Source organism: Vampirovibrio sp., from assembly GCF_041737375.1.
Classification (GTDB): Bacteria; Cyanobacteriota; Vampirovibrionia; order Vampirovibrionales; family Vampirovibrionaceae; genus Vampirovibrio.
This window is the reverse complement of sequence record NZ_JBGSRV010000006.1, coordinates 182,832-198,087: the sequence shown is the minus strand read 5'-3', so window position 1 is coordinate 198,087 and position 15,256 is coordinate 182,832. Positions and strand designations below refer to the sequence as shown.

18 protein-coding genes and 2 pseudogenes are annotated in these 15,256 nt (G+C 45.4%); 12 read left to right on the top strand and 8 right to left on the bottom strand.

Annotation, left to right across the window (positions count from 1 at the left end; translation table 11 throughout):
- Nucleotides 1–155 precede the first annotated feature (155 nt).
- The 6 genes and pseudogenes from ACEW81_RS03370 (at nt 156) to ACEW81_RS03345 (ending at nt 3,404) form a co-directional block, all read left to right on the top strand.
- Nucleotides 156–542 carry a transposase gene (locus tag ACEW81_RS03370; protein ID WP_373531553.1) on the top strand — a complete coding sequence of 129 codons (387 nt, stop codon included), beginning with the start codon at nt 156–158 and terminating at the stop codon, nt 540–542.
- Nucleotides 439–903, top strand: coding sequence for an IS5 family transposase (locus ACEW81_RS03365; protein WP_373531552.1), 465 nt, complete (start codon nt 439–441; stop codon nt 901–903). Before ACEW81_RS03370 ends, ACEW81_RS03365 begins: the two co-directional genes overlap by 104 nt.
- 466 nt (nt 904–1,369) lie before the next feature.
- Complete coding sequence (locus ACEW81_RS03360) at nt 1,370–2,071, top strand: M24 family metallopeptidase (protein ID WP_373531551.1); 702 nt, start codon at nt 1,370–1,372, stop codon at nt 2,069–2,071.
- A 225-nt stretch (nt 2,072–2,296) separates the two neighbouring features.
- Nucleotides 2,297–2,551 carry a type II toxin-antitoxin system RelB/DinJ family antitoxin gene (locus ACEW81_RS03355; protein WP_373531550.1) on the top strand — a complete coding sequence of 85 codons (255 nt, stop codon included), beginning with the start codon at nt 2,297–2,299 and terminating at the stop codon, nt 2,549–2,551.
- Nucleotides 2,551–2,820 carry a type II toxin-antitoxin system YafQ family toxin gene (locus ACEW81_RS03350; RefSeq protein WP_373531549.1) on the top strand — a complete coding sequence of 90 codons (270 nt, stop codon included), beginning with the start codon at nt 2,551–2,553 and terminating at the stop codon, nt 2,818–2,820. Before ACEW81_RS03355 ends, ACEW81_RS03350 begins: the two co-directional genes overlap by 1 nt.
- Nucleotides 2,817–3,404, top strand: a pseudogene (locus tag ACEW81_RS03345) (tyrosine-type recombinase/integrase). The gene ACEW81_RS03350 and the pseudogene ACEW81_RS03345 overlap by 4 nt, the downstream one beginning before the upstream one ends.
- Nucleotides 3,405–3,453: 49 nt before the next feature.
- On the opposite strand, the gene ACEW81_RS03340 reads toward ACEW81_RS03345, so the two are convergent.
- Complete coding sequence (locus ACEW81_RS03340) at nt 3,454–3,630, bottom strand: type II toxin-antitoxin system RelE/ParE family toxin (protein WP_373531557.1); 177 nt, start codon at nt 3,628–3,630, stop codon at nt 3,454–3,456.
- Nucleotides 3,631–3,728: 98 nt separating this feature from the next.
- On the bottom strand, nt 3,729–3,974 hold the full coding sequence (locus ACEW81_RS03335; protein ID WP_373531548.1) for a type II toxin-antitoxin system ParD family antitoxin: 246 nt from the start codon (nt 3,972–3,974) through the stop codon (nt 3,729–3,731).
- Between the two features lie 205 nt (nt 3,975–4,179).
- Here ACEW81_RS03335 and ACEW81_RS03330 point away from each other — a divergent pair, with 205 nt between their 5' ends.
- Nucleotides 4,180–4,599 carry a helix-turn-helix domain-containing protein gene (locus ACEW81_RS03330; protein ID WP_373531547.1) on the top strand — a complete coding sequence of 140 codons (420 nt, stop codon included), beginning with the start codon at nt 4,180–4,182 and terminating at the stop codon, nt 4,597–4,599.
- Between the two features lie 343 nt (nt 4,600–4,942).
- On the opposite strand, the gene ACEW81_RS03325 is transcribed toward ACEW81_RS03330, so the two are convergent.
- The 3 genes from ACEW81_RS03325 to ACEW81_RS03315 form a co-directional block, all read right to left on the bottom strand.
- The gene (locus tag ACEW81_RS03325; protein ID WP_373531546.1) at nt 4,943–5,131 is read right to left on the bottom strand and encodes a hypothetical protein; all 189 of its coding nucleotides are present in this window, start codon (nt 5,129–5,131) and stop codon (nt 4,943–4,945) included.
- Nucleotides 5,132–5,160: 29 nt separating this feature from the next.
- The gene (locus ACEW81_RS03320) at nt 5,161–5,307 is read right to left on the bottom strand and encodes a transposase (protein WP_373531556.1); all 147 of its coding nucleotides are present in this window, start codon (nt 5,305–5,307) and stop codon (nt 5,161–5,163) included.
- A 331-nt stretch (nt 5,308–5,638) separates the two neighbouring features.
- Nucleotides 5,639–6,184, bottom strand: coding sequence for a hypothetical protein (locus ACEW81_RS03315; protein WP_373531545.1), 546 nt, complete (start codon nt 6,182–6,184; stop codon nt 5,639–5,641).
- A gap of 219 nt (nt 6,185–6,403) precedes the next feature.
- On the opposite strand from ACEW81_RS03315, the gene ACEW81_RS03310 reads away from it, so the two are divergent.
- From ACEW81_RS03310 to ACEW81_RS03295, 4 genes and pseudogenes are all read left to right on the top strand, one after another.
- Nucleotides 6,404–8,074, top strand: coding sequence for an AAA family ATPase (locus ACEW81_RS03310; RefSeq protein WP_373531544.1), 1,671 nt, complete (start codon nt 6,404–6,406; stop codon nt 8,072–8,074).
- A 10-nt stretch (nt 8,075–8,084) separates the two neighbouring features.
- A complete protein-coding gene (locus tag ACEW81_RS03305) occupies nt 8,085–8,882 on the top strand; it encodes a hypothetical protein (protein WP_373531543.1) in 798 nt (265 codons plus the stop codon).
- 56 nt (nt 8,883–8,938) lie between these two features.
- The gene (locus tag ACEW81_RS03300) at nt 8,939–10,057 is read left to right on the top strand and encodes an ankyrin repeat domain-containing protein (protein WP_373531542.1); all 1,119 of its coding nucleotides are present in this window, start codon (nt 8,939–8,941) and stop codon (nt 10,055–10,057) included.
- Nucleotides 10,058–10,230: 173 nt separating this feature from the next.
- Nucleotides 10,231–11,336 (top strand): annotated as a pseudogene (locus tag ACEW81_RS03295) (IS3 family transposase).
- Nucleotides 11,337–11,446: 110 nt separating this feature from the next.
- Here the strand turns inward: ACEW81_RS03295 and ACEW81_RS03290 are convergent.
- On the bottom strand, nt 11,447–11,656 hold the full coding sequence (locus ACEW81_RS03290) for a hypothetical protein (protein WP_373531541.1): 210 nt from the start codon (nt 11,654–11,656) through the stop codon (nt 11,447–11,449).
- Nucleotides 11,657–12,002: 346 nt separating this feature from the next.
- Here ACEW81_RS03290 and ACEW81_RS03285 point away from each other — a divergent pair, with 346 nt between their 5' ends.
- The gene (locus ACEW81_RS03285; RefSeq protein ID WP_373531540.1) at nt 12,003–12,734 is read left to right on the top strand and encodes a hypothetical protein; all 732 of its coding nucleotides are present in this window, start codon (nt 12,003–12,005) and stop codon (nt 12,732–12,734) included.
- Here ACEW81_RS03285 and ACEW81_RS03280 read toward each other — a convergent pair.
- The gene (locus tag ACEW81_RS03280) at nt 12,731–14,413 is read right to left on the bottom strand and encodes a hypothetical protein (protein ID WP_373531539.1); all 1,683 of its coding nucleotides are present in this window, start codon (nt 14,411–14,413) and stop codon (nt 12,731–12,733) included. The genes ACEW81_RS03285 and ACEW81_RS03280 overlap by 4 nt on opposite strands.
- Nucleotides 14,414–15,092: 679 nt before the next feature.
- Entirely contained in the window at nt 15,093–15,215 is a 123-nt protein-coding gene (locus tag ACEW81_RS03275) for a hypothetical protein (RefSeq protein WP_373531538.1), read from the bottom strand.
- Between the last annotated feature and the right edge of the window lie 41 nt (nt 15,216–15,256).

Below are 15,256 nucleotides of genomic sequence, written 5' to 3'. Positions count from 1 at the left end.
TTAACCATTGATTTTGGAACAATGGTTGGCTACGATTAAAAATATCAAATTAAGGTTAGAAATTTTGATTCTTTTCATTCTACCCATTGTTTATCTTGTTTGAGCCAATACGGTAACTTTGGGTTAGAATTTCAGGGTTTGGAAGAGGATAGCGTATGCCTTGGAGACCCTTGAGTGACGAGCAATGGGAACTGATTGAGCCAGTCATTCCAAAACAAAGAACTGGCCGCCCCCGGAGTCGTAACCGCGAGATTTTAGACGCTATATTGTTTGTTTTGTCCACTAACATCCGCTGGGAAGAGATGCCACCGGGCTTTCCGCCAAAGATGACTGTTTATGATCGCTTCAGGGTTTGGCTTAAAGAAGGTTTTTATGAAGCGTTGTTTGAACGAATGAAATCGCTAAAGCCCTTAACCGACAAGCGTTTATATTATCTGGATGCCACGATTAAGTCGGCAAAAAAAGGGCGACAGAATTTCACGGGCCGGGAAAATAAAAGGCAGCAAGATAAGCCTCGTCGTAGACGAGAACGGACTGCCTGAAGCGTTACATCTGGATTCAGCGGGTCGAAATGACCGTTATGCCTTCGGAGATATTGTAGACCAAATTCCAAAAGATGCCTATCTGGCAGCGGACAAGGGGTATGATTGCAAAAGGCTAAGAAGACGCTTGCGACACAAAGGATTGCGTCCCTTGATTCCACGCAGGCAGTTTGGAAACAATACGGCCCGAAGAACGCCAAGACCCCACCTTTACAAAAGCCGCTGGACCATTGAACGTTGCTTTGCCTGGCTGGGCAAATTTAGAAAGCTTGAAATCCGCTACGAGTATCACTGGCAGAACTGGGAAGCCTTCTGGCAGCTTGGCTGTGCCATGCTCTGCCTTCAAAAAGTTACCGTATGAGTTCTATGTAAAAACAATGCTGAGCAAATTTTCCCAAGCGGCCCAACAAAACAGGGTGCCCTTCAATCCCAGTATTATGGATAACTTCTTCCAGGCAAGCCAAGGATCTCGCATTGCCACTTAAAGTTCTGCCTATACAATCCCTAACAATAAAGAGTTGTCTTCTCTTTGAAGAAGGCAGTGCCCAAGTGTCGAGCCTTTGTAGGACTCCGATAAGGGCTACAACATTTGAGCCCTTATAAGGGGCCTTTTTAAAGACCACTCTTCAAGAAATGCCGAATGACCCTGACAAAAGCCACCCTCTTTTGCATACGAAAGCGCAGCTTCTTGAACAGAATAAGTAATTCTGTCTCCAAATAAAGCCTTAATGCCCTATCAGACCCAAGCCTGATAGGGCATTTTTACTCTTTAACGTTTTTGAACTAGGATTAGAGAGACTAACAGAACGATATGCGATTTCCACCCTGTGCCACCAACTAATACCGATACTTTAAAGGCTCTTATTCAGGCAGAAACTAAGGCCGAGGCATTATTTCATGCTGTAGAGTCGCAAGGGCTTATTTGTCCAGGCCTAACAGAACGGGAGATCAGCGATAAGGTCTATGAACTAGCCTTTAAACTCTTCGGCATCCGTAAATACTGGCATAAACGGATTGTTCGAGCAGGTGAGAATACGCTACTACCTTACCGACATAACCCTGAAAACCTGACTGTTCAAGAAGACGATATTGTTTTCCTGGATTTTGGCCCTGTTTTTGATGACTGGGAAGCAGACTATGGCAGAACTTATGTACTTGGTGATGACCCACTTAAGCATAAGCTAAACAACGACTTGGAAATCATCTTTAAGCGAGCCCAGCGGTTTTTCATTGAGCATTGTGGGCAAGTAACCGGCAGTCAGCTTTACCAGTATGCTTGTCAGTTATCCTCTGAGCATGGCTGGGTCTATGGCGGCCCTTATGCGGGGCACCTGGTTGGTCAATTCCCCCATGAGAAAATTCTAGGGGATGATGCGCTTCACTACATTCATCCTGAGAACCACACACTAATGAGTAATCCAGACCAATTCGGCAACCCAAGGCATTGGATTCTGGAAATTCATCTTGTGGACAAAGAAAGGCGCTTTGGTGGCTTCTTTGAGCAGCTCCTTCTAAACCACAAGGGTTAAACCACTTATTCATTTGAAACAGAATAGGTAATTCTGTTTCAGTTTCTGTGCTTTGACCAAGTTGCCAAGATACCCAGAGTCCTGAAAAATCAGAGTTCTTTGGCTTTTTAGGGCTTGAGCCTAAGCGCGCTTTTTGAAACAATATTTTATAAGTATCGTTTCAAATCGCATCCTCTAGCGATTGTATCCCAAATGGGCTACAATAGGAGCAGGAGGTAGAAAGCCATGCCCAAAGACGCTTTTATCCGAGCCAGAACCACCGTTGATCTTAAGGAACGGGTGGAAACCATCCTAGCCCGCCTGGGAATGAACACCAGTGATGCCATTAACCTGTTTTTTCATCAGGTGGAATTACATAATGGCCTGCCTTTTGAGGTGAAGCTGCCTAATGCAGAAACACTCAGCGCCTTGAACGATCTGGAAAAAAACCGGGACGTGACCATTAGTAGCCTCGCCGAGTTTAAGCAGTCCCTTGAATAATGAGACAGATCAAACAAAGTAGCCAATTTCGCCGAGACTTGAAACGGGCCAAGAAACGCGGGAAAGACTTAAACAAGCTGGCTACCATTGTGGAAGCCTTGGCCACCGATACCCCATTGGATGCCAAACATGTCGCTCACCCCTTGGTTGGAGAGTGGCGACCGTGTTGGGATTGCCATATTGAGCCAGATTGGCTGCTAATCTATGTCGTGACTGAAGAGTTTGTAGAATTAGTGCGTACCGGCAGTCATGCCGATTTATTTCAATGACCGCCTCCCTTTTTGATGCCAACGGCCAGCGCCTCTATATCACCCAAAGCGAACGAACCGCCTTTCTGAAGGCCGCCGCTCAAACCGACCGACTAATCAGAACCTTTTGTATGGTCATGGCCTATAGCGGCTGCCGCATTTCGGAAGCCCTGGCCCTCACAGGGAGAAGTATCGACTTTGGACAGAAGGCCATTGTCTTTGAAACGCTCAAGAAGCGGAAAGCCGGGGTTTACCGGGCGGTTCCAGTGCCGGACTCAATGCTGGATACCCTGAATACGGCCCACGGCTTGCAAGAATCGGCCAAACGGAAAAAGAACCGGCTGGGGCTGCCCCTCTGGGACTTTTCCAGAACCACCGCCTAGCGGCATATTCTGGAAGTTATGAACCAGGCGCACATTCCCGACGGCCCCCATAAATGCCCCAAGGGACTCCGCCACGGCTTTGGGGTTATCGCGATTACCACCGGCATCCCGCTCAATATGGTCAGCAAGTGGATGGGTCACGCTAGTTTAGAAGTGACCGCCATTTACGCTAACGCATTAGGAGAGGAACAGCGGGCTATTGCGGCCAGGATGTGGGACTAAGTGGACTACTCGCTAGCCGAAAACTGATCCGCCCCTTTTAGCAGAGAGGTCAATTCATGCTGGAACTTAAGACCCGGACAATAAAGAGGGGAGTCGATTGAGGATCATAAAACACCAAATAACGGGTTTTAGGAATCGGAAAGACTTTGACGGGATGCGAGGTAATGTCCGGCCGGTACTGAGCTATTTCTGGAAACTGGCTCAGCATCTCAAGCGTATCGACAATTCGCTCATAGACCAGCCTCGGCTGGACTCAAGTCCTCTTCGGCAATATATCGGTAAATAGAGATAATATCCGACTCAGCCAACCTGGAAAGGCTGTATTTATGAAGCATTCGTCTTAGGCTCGTACTGAGACATTAGCTGTTGCATCTTCCGATATGACTCTTCTCCGGAAACAACTTGCCCTTGCTCACGCTGTTTCAGGCCAAGGCCAACCTCATAATCCACATACTGACGATATAAAAGCCTTAGAGCCTCTCTAATCACTTCACTAGGTGAGCTATAAAGCCCTGTGTCCACTTGAGAACGGACAAACTTTTCCAGTTCTTCGGTCAATGTGATATTCATAAAATGCTCCTTTTAGTGCATATTATGCGCTGTTTTTAACAAAAATCAAACCATGGTCAGCACAAACATCCTGAAAGTTGTAAACGGTAATCTAAAATTGAGCCATTTTTGAGAAGAATGGCAAACATATTTTGAGCCACCTCTTTGGGTTAGGTTTTGTGTATAGCAGAACAGGCCAAGAGAGGGTAGAACAAGGGTGAAGAGCGTGTACGAACAGGAAGCAGTGCGCAAGGCATATTGGGTCGACGGTAAAAGCGAGCGTGAGATTGCGCGGGAGCTGGGTTTTTCGAGAAACACAGTTAGTCGACTATTAAAGACGCAGGCTGGGGAAAAGCGGCAATATCAATTAAAGCAAGCAAAACCCAAGCCCACTTTAGGCCAATACGAGCACTGGATTGCCGAGATACTGGCCGCAGATGAGCAAGCTCCTCGCAAGCAGCGTCATACTGCCCGACGTATATACGAACGCTTGAAAACAGAACTTGGCTATACTGGCAGCGAACGGGGGATTCGGGGGTTAGTAGCCCAACTGAAGAAAAAGCAGCCGGAAGTGTTTTTGGCGAAGTTCCGCTACCACTTCTCGAATTCGACGGTAGGAGCCCTGGAACTGATATTCTTCGACTAACCGGTCGTAAATGCGCTTAGCCGTGTGCTGTTGCTTGCGGGGAGCCAGGATATCCATCTCCAGCCAGGCTTGAATCACCGCTATATAAGGACCTACAACTGGGGAATGCCAGTCTTTCCTCTGTAACTTCGGGATTTCGCTTGGTTCCAACTTCAGCAGTCGACTCACTGTATCCCGGTGTATACCCAGTTCACGCGCTATCTCTCGCTCGCTTTTCTGCTCGCGATAATACGCCTTGCGTACCAACTCCTTCATATACGCATCCTTCACCGCTCGACCATCTTCCAATCCCGCTCAATTGACATTTCCAGTCAACCAGAACCATTGGCGAAATGGTACACTTTTACGCCGCCATTTTGCTCAAAAATGGTACGTTTTTATTCTGCCATTTCCAAATATGCTCAAAAGCCAGCTCTCTCATACGGGCTACCAAGGCCTCGTTAGGATTCCTGGCCACGTATTTGTCCACACTGCGGGAAATGCCTGCCAAATGACAGGCTTGGCGGTGGGAGAGTCCTTGCTGCTGGAGCATTCCCACCACCTCGCGACGCTCACTGGGCCTTAAAGCTTTTTTAGAACCTCCTTAATGGCTTCATTTTCCAGCATGAGATTCGCTACGATCCGCTTCAATTGTGTGTTTTCCTGCTCCATTTCCCGCAACCTCCTGACTTCGCTCACGTTCAAGCCGCCATATTTCCGCTTCCAGATGTACTAGGTTGCATTGCTAACGCCCAGCTCACGCTGCTGGTCCACAGCCTTCTTGCCACCGGTTTCCACAGCCTGCAAAGCTTTGACGATCTGCTCTTCGGTAAACTGTCCAGAGCCGTTGCCTGTTAAGGCTTACGGATATGGATGCCCTTTGGGGTGCTCCTCTTCATTTCGAGATTCTCCTGCTTTCAATTTTAATGGAAAATCTCTACACTCCATTGGCCCTAAATTTCGGACGCCTGTTATCTCTAGTTTTCTGAACTTACCCAGCCAGGCAAAGCAACGTTCTACAGTCCAACGGCATAACCGGGCAATGGAATCATATTTCTCATTATTCTTTTTTTAATGCTGTGTGGCGGCGAAAAATTTCATTAGGGGGAGTGCGATACAATTCATCAAAATATTGGATTCCATGCTCCTTCAAATCCTTATACTTTGCATCGTCAATTGCTAAAATCCTTTTTATAGGTTCTAAGTAGCAGATTTCAGGCATGTTGCGGTAATTCTGAGTGATAGTGGAATTATATAAGCCTCGATCCGGATAGCGCAATCTGAAAAGCTCTTCCATATCTTCAATGGATTCAATATTATCAATGGGCTTACTGGCTGGCTTGAATACACTTGCTAATTTAGTCAGCAAACTATAACGGTGACTTAAATAACCGGTACCTAGCCCACCAATCAGGGCAAGCAATAGGCTGATAACGGGGTAACTCTGAATACGGCTTTTCAGAGTAGTATACTTTGAGAATGGCGCTAATGTTTGTTGAGATGAGGGGGGATAGGGATTAAAAACGGCAGGAGCAGTCTTAGCACCCGCATAAATGCTTGGGACCGGTGGGGGGAAGCTAATTGGAGAAGGATAGCCGCTTATCATTCGTTTTCCTATGATGCTAACTAGTGTGAGCTGCAATAGATGTCAATGGTGTCTTGACGGGCTGGCAGATAGCAATAATAAACCCACGACTACAAAAGCAGTGACAGTTGAAGTGCTTATGTTACCAGAAATTTACAAACGATTGTCGTTTGGAGCCGTTTGAAGTTTAAAATATTATGTGTTTAATTAGTTTTAACTTAACATGAAAAAGATAAAAATATGAACTCACCTTTAAAAAACTCTAATTTCCCTTTATTTCCTCCGCTTTCACCTCGTCGCCACAATCAGAAAAATGTTGAATCTCCCAATTCACTGGTTAGTGAAGAAGTGATTCATGAAGAAATCAAAAAATTTTTTAACAAATATACGTCGCTTGGCAATCAAACTTTACCAATTCCTAAGTGGCAAGCATATTTTTTAAATGATCAACTAAAGAATAGTTTTTTTAGACAAGCTATTTTGTCAGAAGGAAGATTCGAACAAGGTGATCTCCAGGAAATCGCTGACAATTTGATTCCACTACTGATGGATCAGTCGAAAGGAAACACATTAGACGAGTTTAACAGGGTTTCACTAAAGGAATTAAATGAAACATTCCTAGATTATGTTGATAATAAAGAGGATGGGACATATCACTCTCAATCTCTTCATAACTGGGTTATAAATCAGATTTCAGATGATAAAGACATACTTAGTCAGCTATCACCCCAGCTTCGTGCAAAAATTCTAACCCCTCAGCCTATGGGAAGGCAAAACTCAATCTATTTAAGCTCTTACCCTGTCTACGTCAAAGGAAAAAATGCTTGTTCAGATGAAGAGCTAGATACCAGTAGAGCTGTACATTCGGCAAGAAGTGTTCACGCTCCCAAGATTTCCCAAGCGCCAAAAGCAGTTAGGAAAGATCACTTGTCTGAACTGCAGCATTATGAGCTGTTAAATGCAGCATCAAAGACATTGAAAGACAAAGTTGTGTCTCAAGACAATGCCATTGGGGCCTTAATTGACGAGTTTTCGCTGCACTATTGTAACCAAACAGATGAGACACACTTGGAGAAACCCAGTCAGCCTTGGGTTAGAACGTTATTTTATGGTCCTTCCGGTGTGGGCAAAACAACTGTTGGTCTTAAACTTGCAGAAGCATTGGGGCGTCCTTGTTTGCGGTACGACATGAATGCGTACAAGACCGAAGAAAGTGTGAGTCGTTTTACAGGTGCGGAGTCTGGACGCAAAGGCTTTATGAGTGGGTATTCAATACCCGAGCAAATAGAAAAGGCTATTCGTGAAAACAAGAGACCCCCAATTGTTATTTTTGATGAATTTGAGAAGGGGCATCCAGATATCCAGCACATGATTATGGGACTAATGGATTATGGAAAAATGCCCAAAGCCGATTTGACAGAACTGGACGCAAAAGGCATAGATATACTGCTAACCACCAATGCGGGTATTGAAACAATTACTCGAAAATTTTCAGAAGGGCAACGTGGAAAAGCCTTGAATGATTCCGCTTATCAGGCAATGGCGGCTGTATTTCCGGCAGAGGTTTTAGGACGTATTGGGCAAACAGTCTTTTTTAAGCCTTTAGATAAGCAGGATTCGGAAAAAGTAATTGCCAAGCATGCTGCTGAGCTTCGTCGGAACTTATTAAAAGAGCGAAATGTTGAAATCAATTTTGATGATTCTGCAAAGCGGCAGCTGCTCAATGAATCCTTTGCTGGTCAGACAGGTGTTAGAGGACTGAGCCTCATCCTGAAAGAAAAAATAAAAATACCACTGATTAAAAAACTGATGTCAGAAAACAATCAAGAATACTTTAATAAGTCAGGGATCAAGGTTCGCGTTGGCTATGACGCTACAGCCAAAATTTATATATTTACTACTGTAAGATAGGAATCGGTTAATGAATATCAATAGTTCAAATCAAGCATTTGTTGCAAAGCAGGGAATCCGCTTTGGCGCTGGAGAAAATTTTGAGTATGATTTTGCTGAGCAAAGAAATACTGCAACTACCAAATCCAGAAAAGCTAAAAATCTTTTGGATGAAGCTGTTATTCAAAAAGATGACTCGCTAACGTTTGTACATAAAACAGCCAAAAATACTGATAAAAAGATAGATAAACTCAAACAAGCCAAACAGTTTATTGAGCAAAAGAAAGAGTTGTTCTTTGGCTTTATCGCTGATTTAAGAGATCAGATTACTAACAACGAGAATAAAGAAAGAGAACAAGCTCGGAAAAAAGAAGAGAATGAAAGACTGGTAGGGATTGCAAACACCTTGATGGAAGAGCATGAAATGCGAGGGAATGCCGACAAGGTTAATAAATTAAGGAATGAAAAGCTCCCTGACTACCAATCACAAATTAGTGATGCTAAAAAGCAACTGGAAGGGTTGCAAGACCTTAATGCTTACCAGCAAGAATGTATAACGACTATTCGACAACGAGTCACAACATTGAATAGCTTCATAAATGATCTGGAAATTGAATCTAATGCTTTGAGAAATGGAAAAGTTATGGAACGAGCTTCTCGTAGCGTAGAACCAATTCGCCAAGTATTGAACATTAAACGAGAATCGTTTGACACCATTATGGAGCAAAACAGAAGAAACTTGGAAAACTTCAACTTTGGCCAAAGAAGTGTTGATGAAGAGCTCGAGAATGAAATTAGAGCAGCTCGTTCTCGCCAGCGCAGAGGTTAAAGCAAATATATTTTTACGGTGTCAACATTATAATTTTATAAGGTCATATCTTTGTTATGAAAATATCAGAAAATTTATATTCCTTCCATAAGCAAGGAACGCGCAACAGGAGTACAGCTCTTTTTCCCTCTCAAGTCTCTCCTGTAAAAGACTCTGTTCAGTTTTCAGGGGCATTTACCCATGCGGCCAAGCTTGGTGATTTAGATTCAGTAAACAGGCTTTTGTCTGAAGGTACAAACCCAAACGCTGCTAATTTTAGCCACGGTAACACTGCACTCCATCATGCTTCCAAATATGGACATATTCCTGTTGTTCGAAGATTGTTGCAACATCCAAAAACCAAACCAAACATTAAGAACCATGAAAAGGTTACTCCATTAATGAATGCTGCGGAAACTGGCAACACCGCTATCGTGCAAATGTTACTTGTCAAGGGTGCGGATAGCTCCTTGGTAAACAATAACCAAGAGACTGCAGCAACATTAGCCGCACAAGAAGGGCATGTGGATGTTCTTAAGGCATTAATTAGTAAAAATAAGTATTTGGTTGGCAGAGAAGGTGTCAACTGTTTTCTAAAGGCTGCTAGCAACAGCCATATAGATATTTGCAAGTTTTTGTTTAATAAAGGGCTTAGCCCTAATTCTATTTGCACTACTGATAATGACTCCTTGTTAACATGGGCTTCTATTAACAATCAACATCAGGTAGCTCAGTTACTTTTGCAAAAAGGGGCTAACAAGAAACATACCAATATTTATGGGGAATCTGCTTTTAATAATAACAATCCTGGTACAAGGGCATCTGTTAAGCAGAAATTTGACACCTATATGCAAGAAGGTAACTTGGATGCTTCTCTTGCAATGCTTTGGGATGAAGATTTACAGTTGGATATTAATCAAACGGATCGTACCAATCGAACAGCGCTTCATTTAGCCTCAGCAAAAAATGAAACAGACTCTATCAAGCTTCTAGCTCATAAAAATGCAAATGTGAATGCAAAAGACATTCAAGGGCAAACGCCGCTTCACAAGGCTGCAATGACTAACGCAAAAGAGGCTGCTGTAGCGTTACTTCGTGCAGGAGCTCGTAAGAGCTTACAAGATAATGCTAGGCAAACACCTGCCGATATTGCTTATAACTCAAATCATCTTGAATTATGGGGCATGTTGGATTAAACGAAATTCGAAAGCCTCCCTCAAGCTGGGGAGGCGTTTATTTTGTTGTGAAGAAAAAGAAAATCCCCGATGGCGGTGCCAACGACTAGTTGGTCTGCTTCCCAAAAATCGTACCAAGGATAATGAGAAATTCGGGTTAAAATTCCGTTCAGAAAATAAGGAGTTTAGCTCGGATGAAAAAATCCAAATTCACAGAAGAACAGATTGTCTTTGCCCTTAAAAAACACCAGCAAGGCACCAAGGTAGATGTAATTATCAGGAAGCTGGGTATTTCGGCTGCCACGTTCTATCGGTGGCAAGAGCAATTTGGTTCATTGAGCGTTATGGAAGTCAAGGAATTAAGGCTGCTGAAAGAAGAGAATTTCCGATTGAAGCAATTGGTAGCAGAACTGAGTCTGGATAAGCATATGTTGCAGGAAATCGTCTCAAAAAAGCTTTAAAGCCTGCTCAGAAGAAGGATTTGGTTAGCTGGTTGAAGACCTGTTACAAAGTCAGTATCCGCCGAGCCTGCCGCCTGGTGCGGTTCAGGCGGGCTACTTTTCTTTATCAATCCAAACGGCCTGAGCAGGCTTATTTGAGAAAGCGGATTAAGGAAATTGCCTCTGAAAAGCCCCGGTATGGGTATCGACGCGTTACCATTCTCATTCGGCGAGAAGGTTTAGCAGTCAATCCCAAACGAGTATACCGAATTTACAAGAAAGAAGGGCTTCAGATGAGGAAGAAAGTGCCCAAGAGCAGAGTTAGCCGTCAATTAAGACAAATCCGGATCCCCGCTGTCAGACAAAAACAATGCTGGAGTATGGACTTTGTGGCAGATAACCTGTATAACGGCCAGAAATTGCGCTGCTTAACCATTGTGGATAATCATACCCGGATTAGCCCTGTAATTGGCGTTGGTTTTCGCTACACCGCCTGTAATGTTATTGAGACGCTGAATTTAGCGGTGAAACAATATGGTCAGCCTGAATGTATCCGTGTAGACAATGGGCCGGAGTTTATTTCCAAGGAATTAGACCTCTAAGCCTACGCCAGAGGTGTGCAATTAGATTTCTCTAGGCCAGGCAAGCCCGCGGACAACGCATTCATTGAGAGCTTTAATAGTCGGTTTAAACAGGACTGTTTAAATCAACATTAGTTTTTGTCTTTAGAGGACGCACAGGCCAAAATAAAAGCGTGGTGGAAAGACTACTACAATGAGGTGCGTCCACACAGCTCTTTAAGAGATGTCAGCCCTCATTCCTTTGCCGCCGCAAATAGCCTGGCGCACCAGGCTATTTGATTCCCGAGTTTCTCACTTGAACTGGTACGCTTCTGGGGTCAAAGCCAACCATCCTGAAACTCTAATTTTGAATGGTACCGATCGCGGGTCTCAGTCACTAGCTTTACAGGCTACTTGGCAGGAGGGTTGTTCTCCTCAATCCATTTGAAAAAGGCATGCTCATCTATGAGAACGCGCCGACCGACCCGGCGGACGCAATGATGAAAGCCATTGGTCTTCTCAAAGAAGATGAGGTGCCGTAGACCACCCAACGGAGGCCAGGCATGGTATTCCGGCCACTTGGTGACCGGGATGAGGCGGGTTTGTTGCTCTGTTGTCATGATGATATTCTCCTTTCGTTAACAAGGAGGGCTCTAACCGGCCCTCCAGGCAGAAAGGTAGAATCTATGACCCAATTTCCACAAGAGCTTATCGACAATATGAAGACCATGTATGCCGAAAGAGGTTAAACCATTAGTAATTACGAGGCCAATGAGGCCATGAACCGCCTCTGTGAGTTCTTTAAGCTGCTCAATGAGATTGATTTAAGGCAAAAAGCAGAAGAAGCAGCGAGACAAACCGAAGCAACCGTCAATCAATAGCAAACAAAAATCGAACATTTATACCGTACTCAGGCAGTGCGATATACTTAATAATGCGAGTAAAACAGGCGGGGAGCCCCATCGGATGAAACAGTTCTTTTTTGGCTTTGTTGTTGCCTTAGCTCTAGCCATACTTGTTCAGTGGGGTCTCAGCACAACCCACTCTCAAAATGCGCCTACTTCCAGCCTGCAGCTTGCGGATACCAGAGCACGTCAGGATTTATGGGAGTTCTCGCGCCAAAAGAACATCCCAATTTGGGAGTTTGAGGGGCCTTTCTTTTCCCCGGTGTTGAACACAGATCCCCAGGAATACAATGTCTGGTACAAGCATCCTGAGTATTACTTTTACAGCCATTGGGACGGAGATCAGGGTGGTGTCTTAAAATCCAATGTGAAAAAAGAGATTCCCAGCTCGTTTCAGTGGCTTGAACATGAGTCTGAGCTCTTTGACACCTATGCTTCTTCAGTCACAGCGCAAGACAAGCTCGCACTGACTGCCGCACAGAAAAACCTAGCCCAATATGCCAGTGCAAATGGGCTGAAAGTCGAGGATTTCAAGGGACCCTTTGTGAGAAAGAGCTTTGATGCGTCGACTGGCAGCGGATCATACAGGATTGGTTACAAGCACCCAGAGCATTATTTCTCCTACACAGCCGTCGTACTGTCGGAAAGCGAGATTTCGGACAATGGTGAGGAAGGGATAAACATACGGACAGACAAGGTATCCCCATTTCAGCATCTTGAAAAGGAACCCACCCCAAGGAGTTCCGGCGAGCGGAATACCCCTTGGGAAACCTGGCGCATGGGTGAGGCTTAGTAGCCGAAAAATTCTTTAAAGGAATATTCCAGCTTAAAGTGTGAGACGGTTCCAGGAACCCGGCGAATCTGATAACTGGTGCTGCCGGGAGGTGCAAAATGGTGAACTGCACGGGTGCCAAGTTCTCCCACAATGTCTCGACCGGGATCCGGGTTAAAGTCAAAATCTTCAATCAGGTCCGGCTGGATCTTGCGGGTAGCACTGGAAGGCCCTAAATCCGCTTCAACCGTGACGATTTTCTTCGTGTGATCAACGAGGATGTGCACATCGTTTACATCAACGGCTAACCGTCCAAATGCAGCCCACTGTTCGGGATCATCTTCCCGTGTAATGTCTAAAGCCACATCAATAAAGGGCTCGCCGAGAATGACATGCGTAACCTTTGGATTGGCACCAATAGTCGGGTTTTTGGCTTTAAAATGGTCTTGGAGGGCTTTTTTGCTTGGGTTGGGGAAGCGCATGAGAGTGACTGCACTCGAATTGAAGCCACGGAGCAGGCGGGGCATATTAAGATCTTCAGTAAGATTTACCTTCCGAAGGTCAACCTCCACTGGCTGACCTTGGCCCTGATAGAAGTGATCCCAGAGCTTGTCGGTCAGATCCCCCTCATCATTGAAACTGACACGTTTGGGAGACAGGTGGGACTTGCGACCGGTAGCTTTTTCGCCCCTCTCGAAGATTTCCCTTCTCAGCTTATTAAGCTGAGCTTGGGCCAATTCTTGTTGCGCTTGCGCTAACTGACGCTGGGCATCAAGGGTCTGCTGCTGGATGGCTTGACGCTGAGCCTGCTCAGCCATCAATCGGTCCTGCCAGGTCAGAGGTTTTTGGGCTTTTGAGAGATTGTGCTGTATCCAAGCCTGATCCTCTTGGATAAAGGGCCTGCCAGCCTGGTTGGTGGGATTCAGGATTTCCGCCATTGAAATGCCGGGTGCTGGCGGCTCATAGGTATCATAGGGCTTTTCAGGACGGCTTATAGAGTTGTCAAACTGCCTTTTGAACTGCTCACCCGCATTAACAATGCCTTGTACAACACGGTGTCCCTGATCCATGAGCTGTCCAAGCGGAGTTCCGGCCTGAAATTCAGGTCGCTTTATCCGGTTTAGGGCATCACGGCTCAAGTTGGGATTGCTTTGGCTGGGCATGTACTGAACCCGGCTTGGCTGGACTTGAGGTGCTTCTATGATTTGCCGAGGCTGACTCTGGTATGAGGAAAGATCGTTATTCTCATAGACAACCGTTGTTCCACCGCCTCCAGAGTTCTTGGCTTGGAGATACGCTAGAAAGATAGGGGCGGCAACCTGAATCCCAGTCAGAATAATATCCGCAATGCCACCTAGGACATCGCCAACCCCGCCACCACCACCATCGCGCCCGCCGCCTTTTTCAACGCGGCCACGGATTACGGGTGGGGAAGGGCTTCCTTGTTCATAGACCCGGCCATGGATAACGGTGGGCTGTGGGTTCGCATTGAGCTGGGATGCTCCTGCGTACATGACCGGCCCTTCTTCAAGCCGCTTCCGAGTATCTGGCGGCAATTCAAAGTCCGGATCAAGTATTTTGCCGATAGTTTCCACCAGTGTGGGCAATAGTGGAGGTTCTTCAATAACCTCACAACCAGAGGGCCAACCATGCTGGTCGGTCTTGCAGCGAACCTTGTGATGGGATGGGACGAGAGTCATGATGAAGGGATTCCTTTCAAAAACTTTTCAGCGTGAAGTGACGCCTTGGCAGGCGTGCGAACAAGCGCCTAAACCTAGGCAAAGTCATCATCCGTATTGAGCCTTCCGGCGAGCTCGAAGCAATGGATATGGATGACCTAGTGCCAGTATTAAATACCTGTTTTTAAAACCATAGATAATGATATTTATGATCTTGTTATCCCTTGGGGCACATGGGCTAGAGCGATGAAGTTTTGTAACATTCGCCAAAACACTTCAATAGCAAGCAATCTAGCGATTTTTAAAACCCGCTCTGCGACAGTCTTTCACAAAGCCTGCTTCAAGAATCAGGCTTAAAGAGCCTGATAGTGTGGAATAAGGCTATAAGGGGAAGTTCCTGTGTCCAAATTCAGGCAGGATAGAACCGTTTAACCCCGATAAGAACTGATTAGAACGCTTTCAAACAGCCCAGATCCAGATAGACCCGTATACGTCCGCTTTTGCCCTCATCCAAATGCAGGATAGGGGCTAAAACCCAGGGATTGATATACTTTTGAGACTTGGCCAGTTCGTCTAAGTCCTTGATCGCCCCTCAAAAAGGACCTAAAATAAGTAAAAATAGCTGAAAACCGTCTAAAAATGTGCATCTCAGGCCTGGTAAGGATGAGGCCCGGTGTTCAAGTCGGCGATGGCCCACTATTTAAACTTTAATAAACAAACTATTGGGCTCTTTAAAAAAGACTTGTTTTTTGGAGAAGCCCTGAATTGCTTTGACTTTCGGATGGCGTTTGAAAAAACCAGGGTCGCTGGCATCGGTGGCCATAACCCCTGCCACGAATTGCGGCGCTCGGTTGTTACCTTAAC

What these genes read in the sequence shown, in the direction of transcription:
- ACEW81_RS03370 (WP_373531553.1), top strand. Translation starts at nt 156, where the DNA reads ATGCCTTGGAGACCCTTGAGTGACGAGCAATGGGAACTGATTGAGCCA.
- ACEW81_RS03365 (WP_373531552.1), top strand. Translation starts at nt 439, where the DNA reads ATGCCACGATTAAGTCGGCAAAAAAAGGGCGACAGAATTTCACGGGCC.
- ACEW81_RS03355 (WP_373531550.1), top strand. Translation starts at nt 2,297, where the DNA reads ATGCCCAAAGACGCTTTTATCCGAGCCAGAACCACCGTTGATCTTAAG.
- ACEW81_RS03350 (WP_373531549.1), top strand. Translation starts at nt 2,551, where the DNA reads ATGAGACAGATCAAACAAAGTAGCCAATTTCGCCGAGACTTGAAACGG.
- ACEW81_RS03335 (WP_373531548.1), bottom strand. Translation starts at nt 3,974, where the DNA reads ATGAATATCACATTGACCGAAGAACTGGAAAAGTTTGTCCGTTCTCAA.
- ACEW81_RS03325 (WP_373531546.1), bottom strand. Translation starts at nt 5,131, where the DNA reads ATGCTCCAGCAGCAAGGACTCTCCCACCGCCAAGCCTGTCATTTGGCA.
- ACEW81_RS03315 (WP_373531545.1), bottom strand. Translation starts at nt 6,184, where the DNA reads ATGATAAGCGGCTATCCTTCTCCAATTAGCTTCCCCCCACCGGTCCCA.
- ACEW81_RS03310 (WP_373531544.1), top strand. Translation starts at nt 6,404, where the DNA reads ATGAACTCACCTTTAAAAAACTCTAATTTCCCTTTATTTCCTCCGCTT.
- ACEW81_RS03305 (WP_373531543.1), top strand. Translation starts at nt 8,085, where the DNA reads ATGAATATCAATAGTTCAAATCAAGCATTTGTTGCAAAGCAGGGAATC.
- ACEW81_RS03300 (WP_373531542.1), top strand. Translation starts at nt 8,939, where the DNA reads ATGAAAATATCAGAAAATTTATATTCCTTCCATAAGCAAGGAACGCGC.
- ACEW81_RS03290 (WP_373531541.1), bottom strand. Translation starts at nt 11,656, where the DNA reads ATGACAACAGAGCAACAAACCCGCCTCATCCCGGTCACCAAGTGGCCG.
- ACEW81_RS03285 (WP_373531540.1), top strand. Translation starts at nt 12,003, where the DNA reads ATGAAACAGTTCTTTTTTGGCTTTGTTGTTGCCTTAGCTCTAGCCATA.
- ACEW81_RS03280 (WP_373531539.1), bottom strand. Translation starts at nt 14,413, where the DNA reads ATGACTCTCGTCCCATCCCATCACAAGGTTCGCTGCAAGACCGACCAG.
- ACEW81_RS03275 (WP_373531538.1), bottom strand. Translation starts at nt 15,215, where the DNA reads ATGGCCACCGATGCCAGCGACCCTGGTTTTTTCAAACGCCATCCGAAA.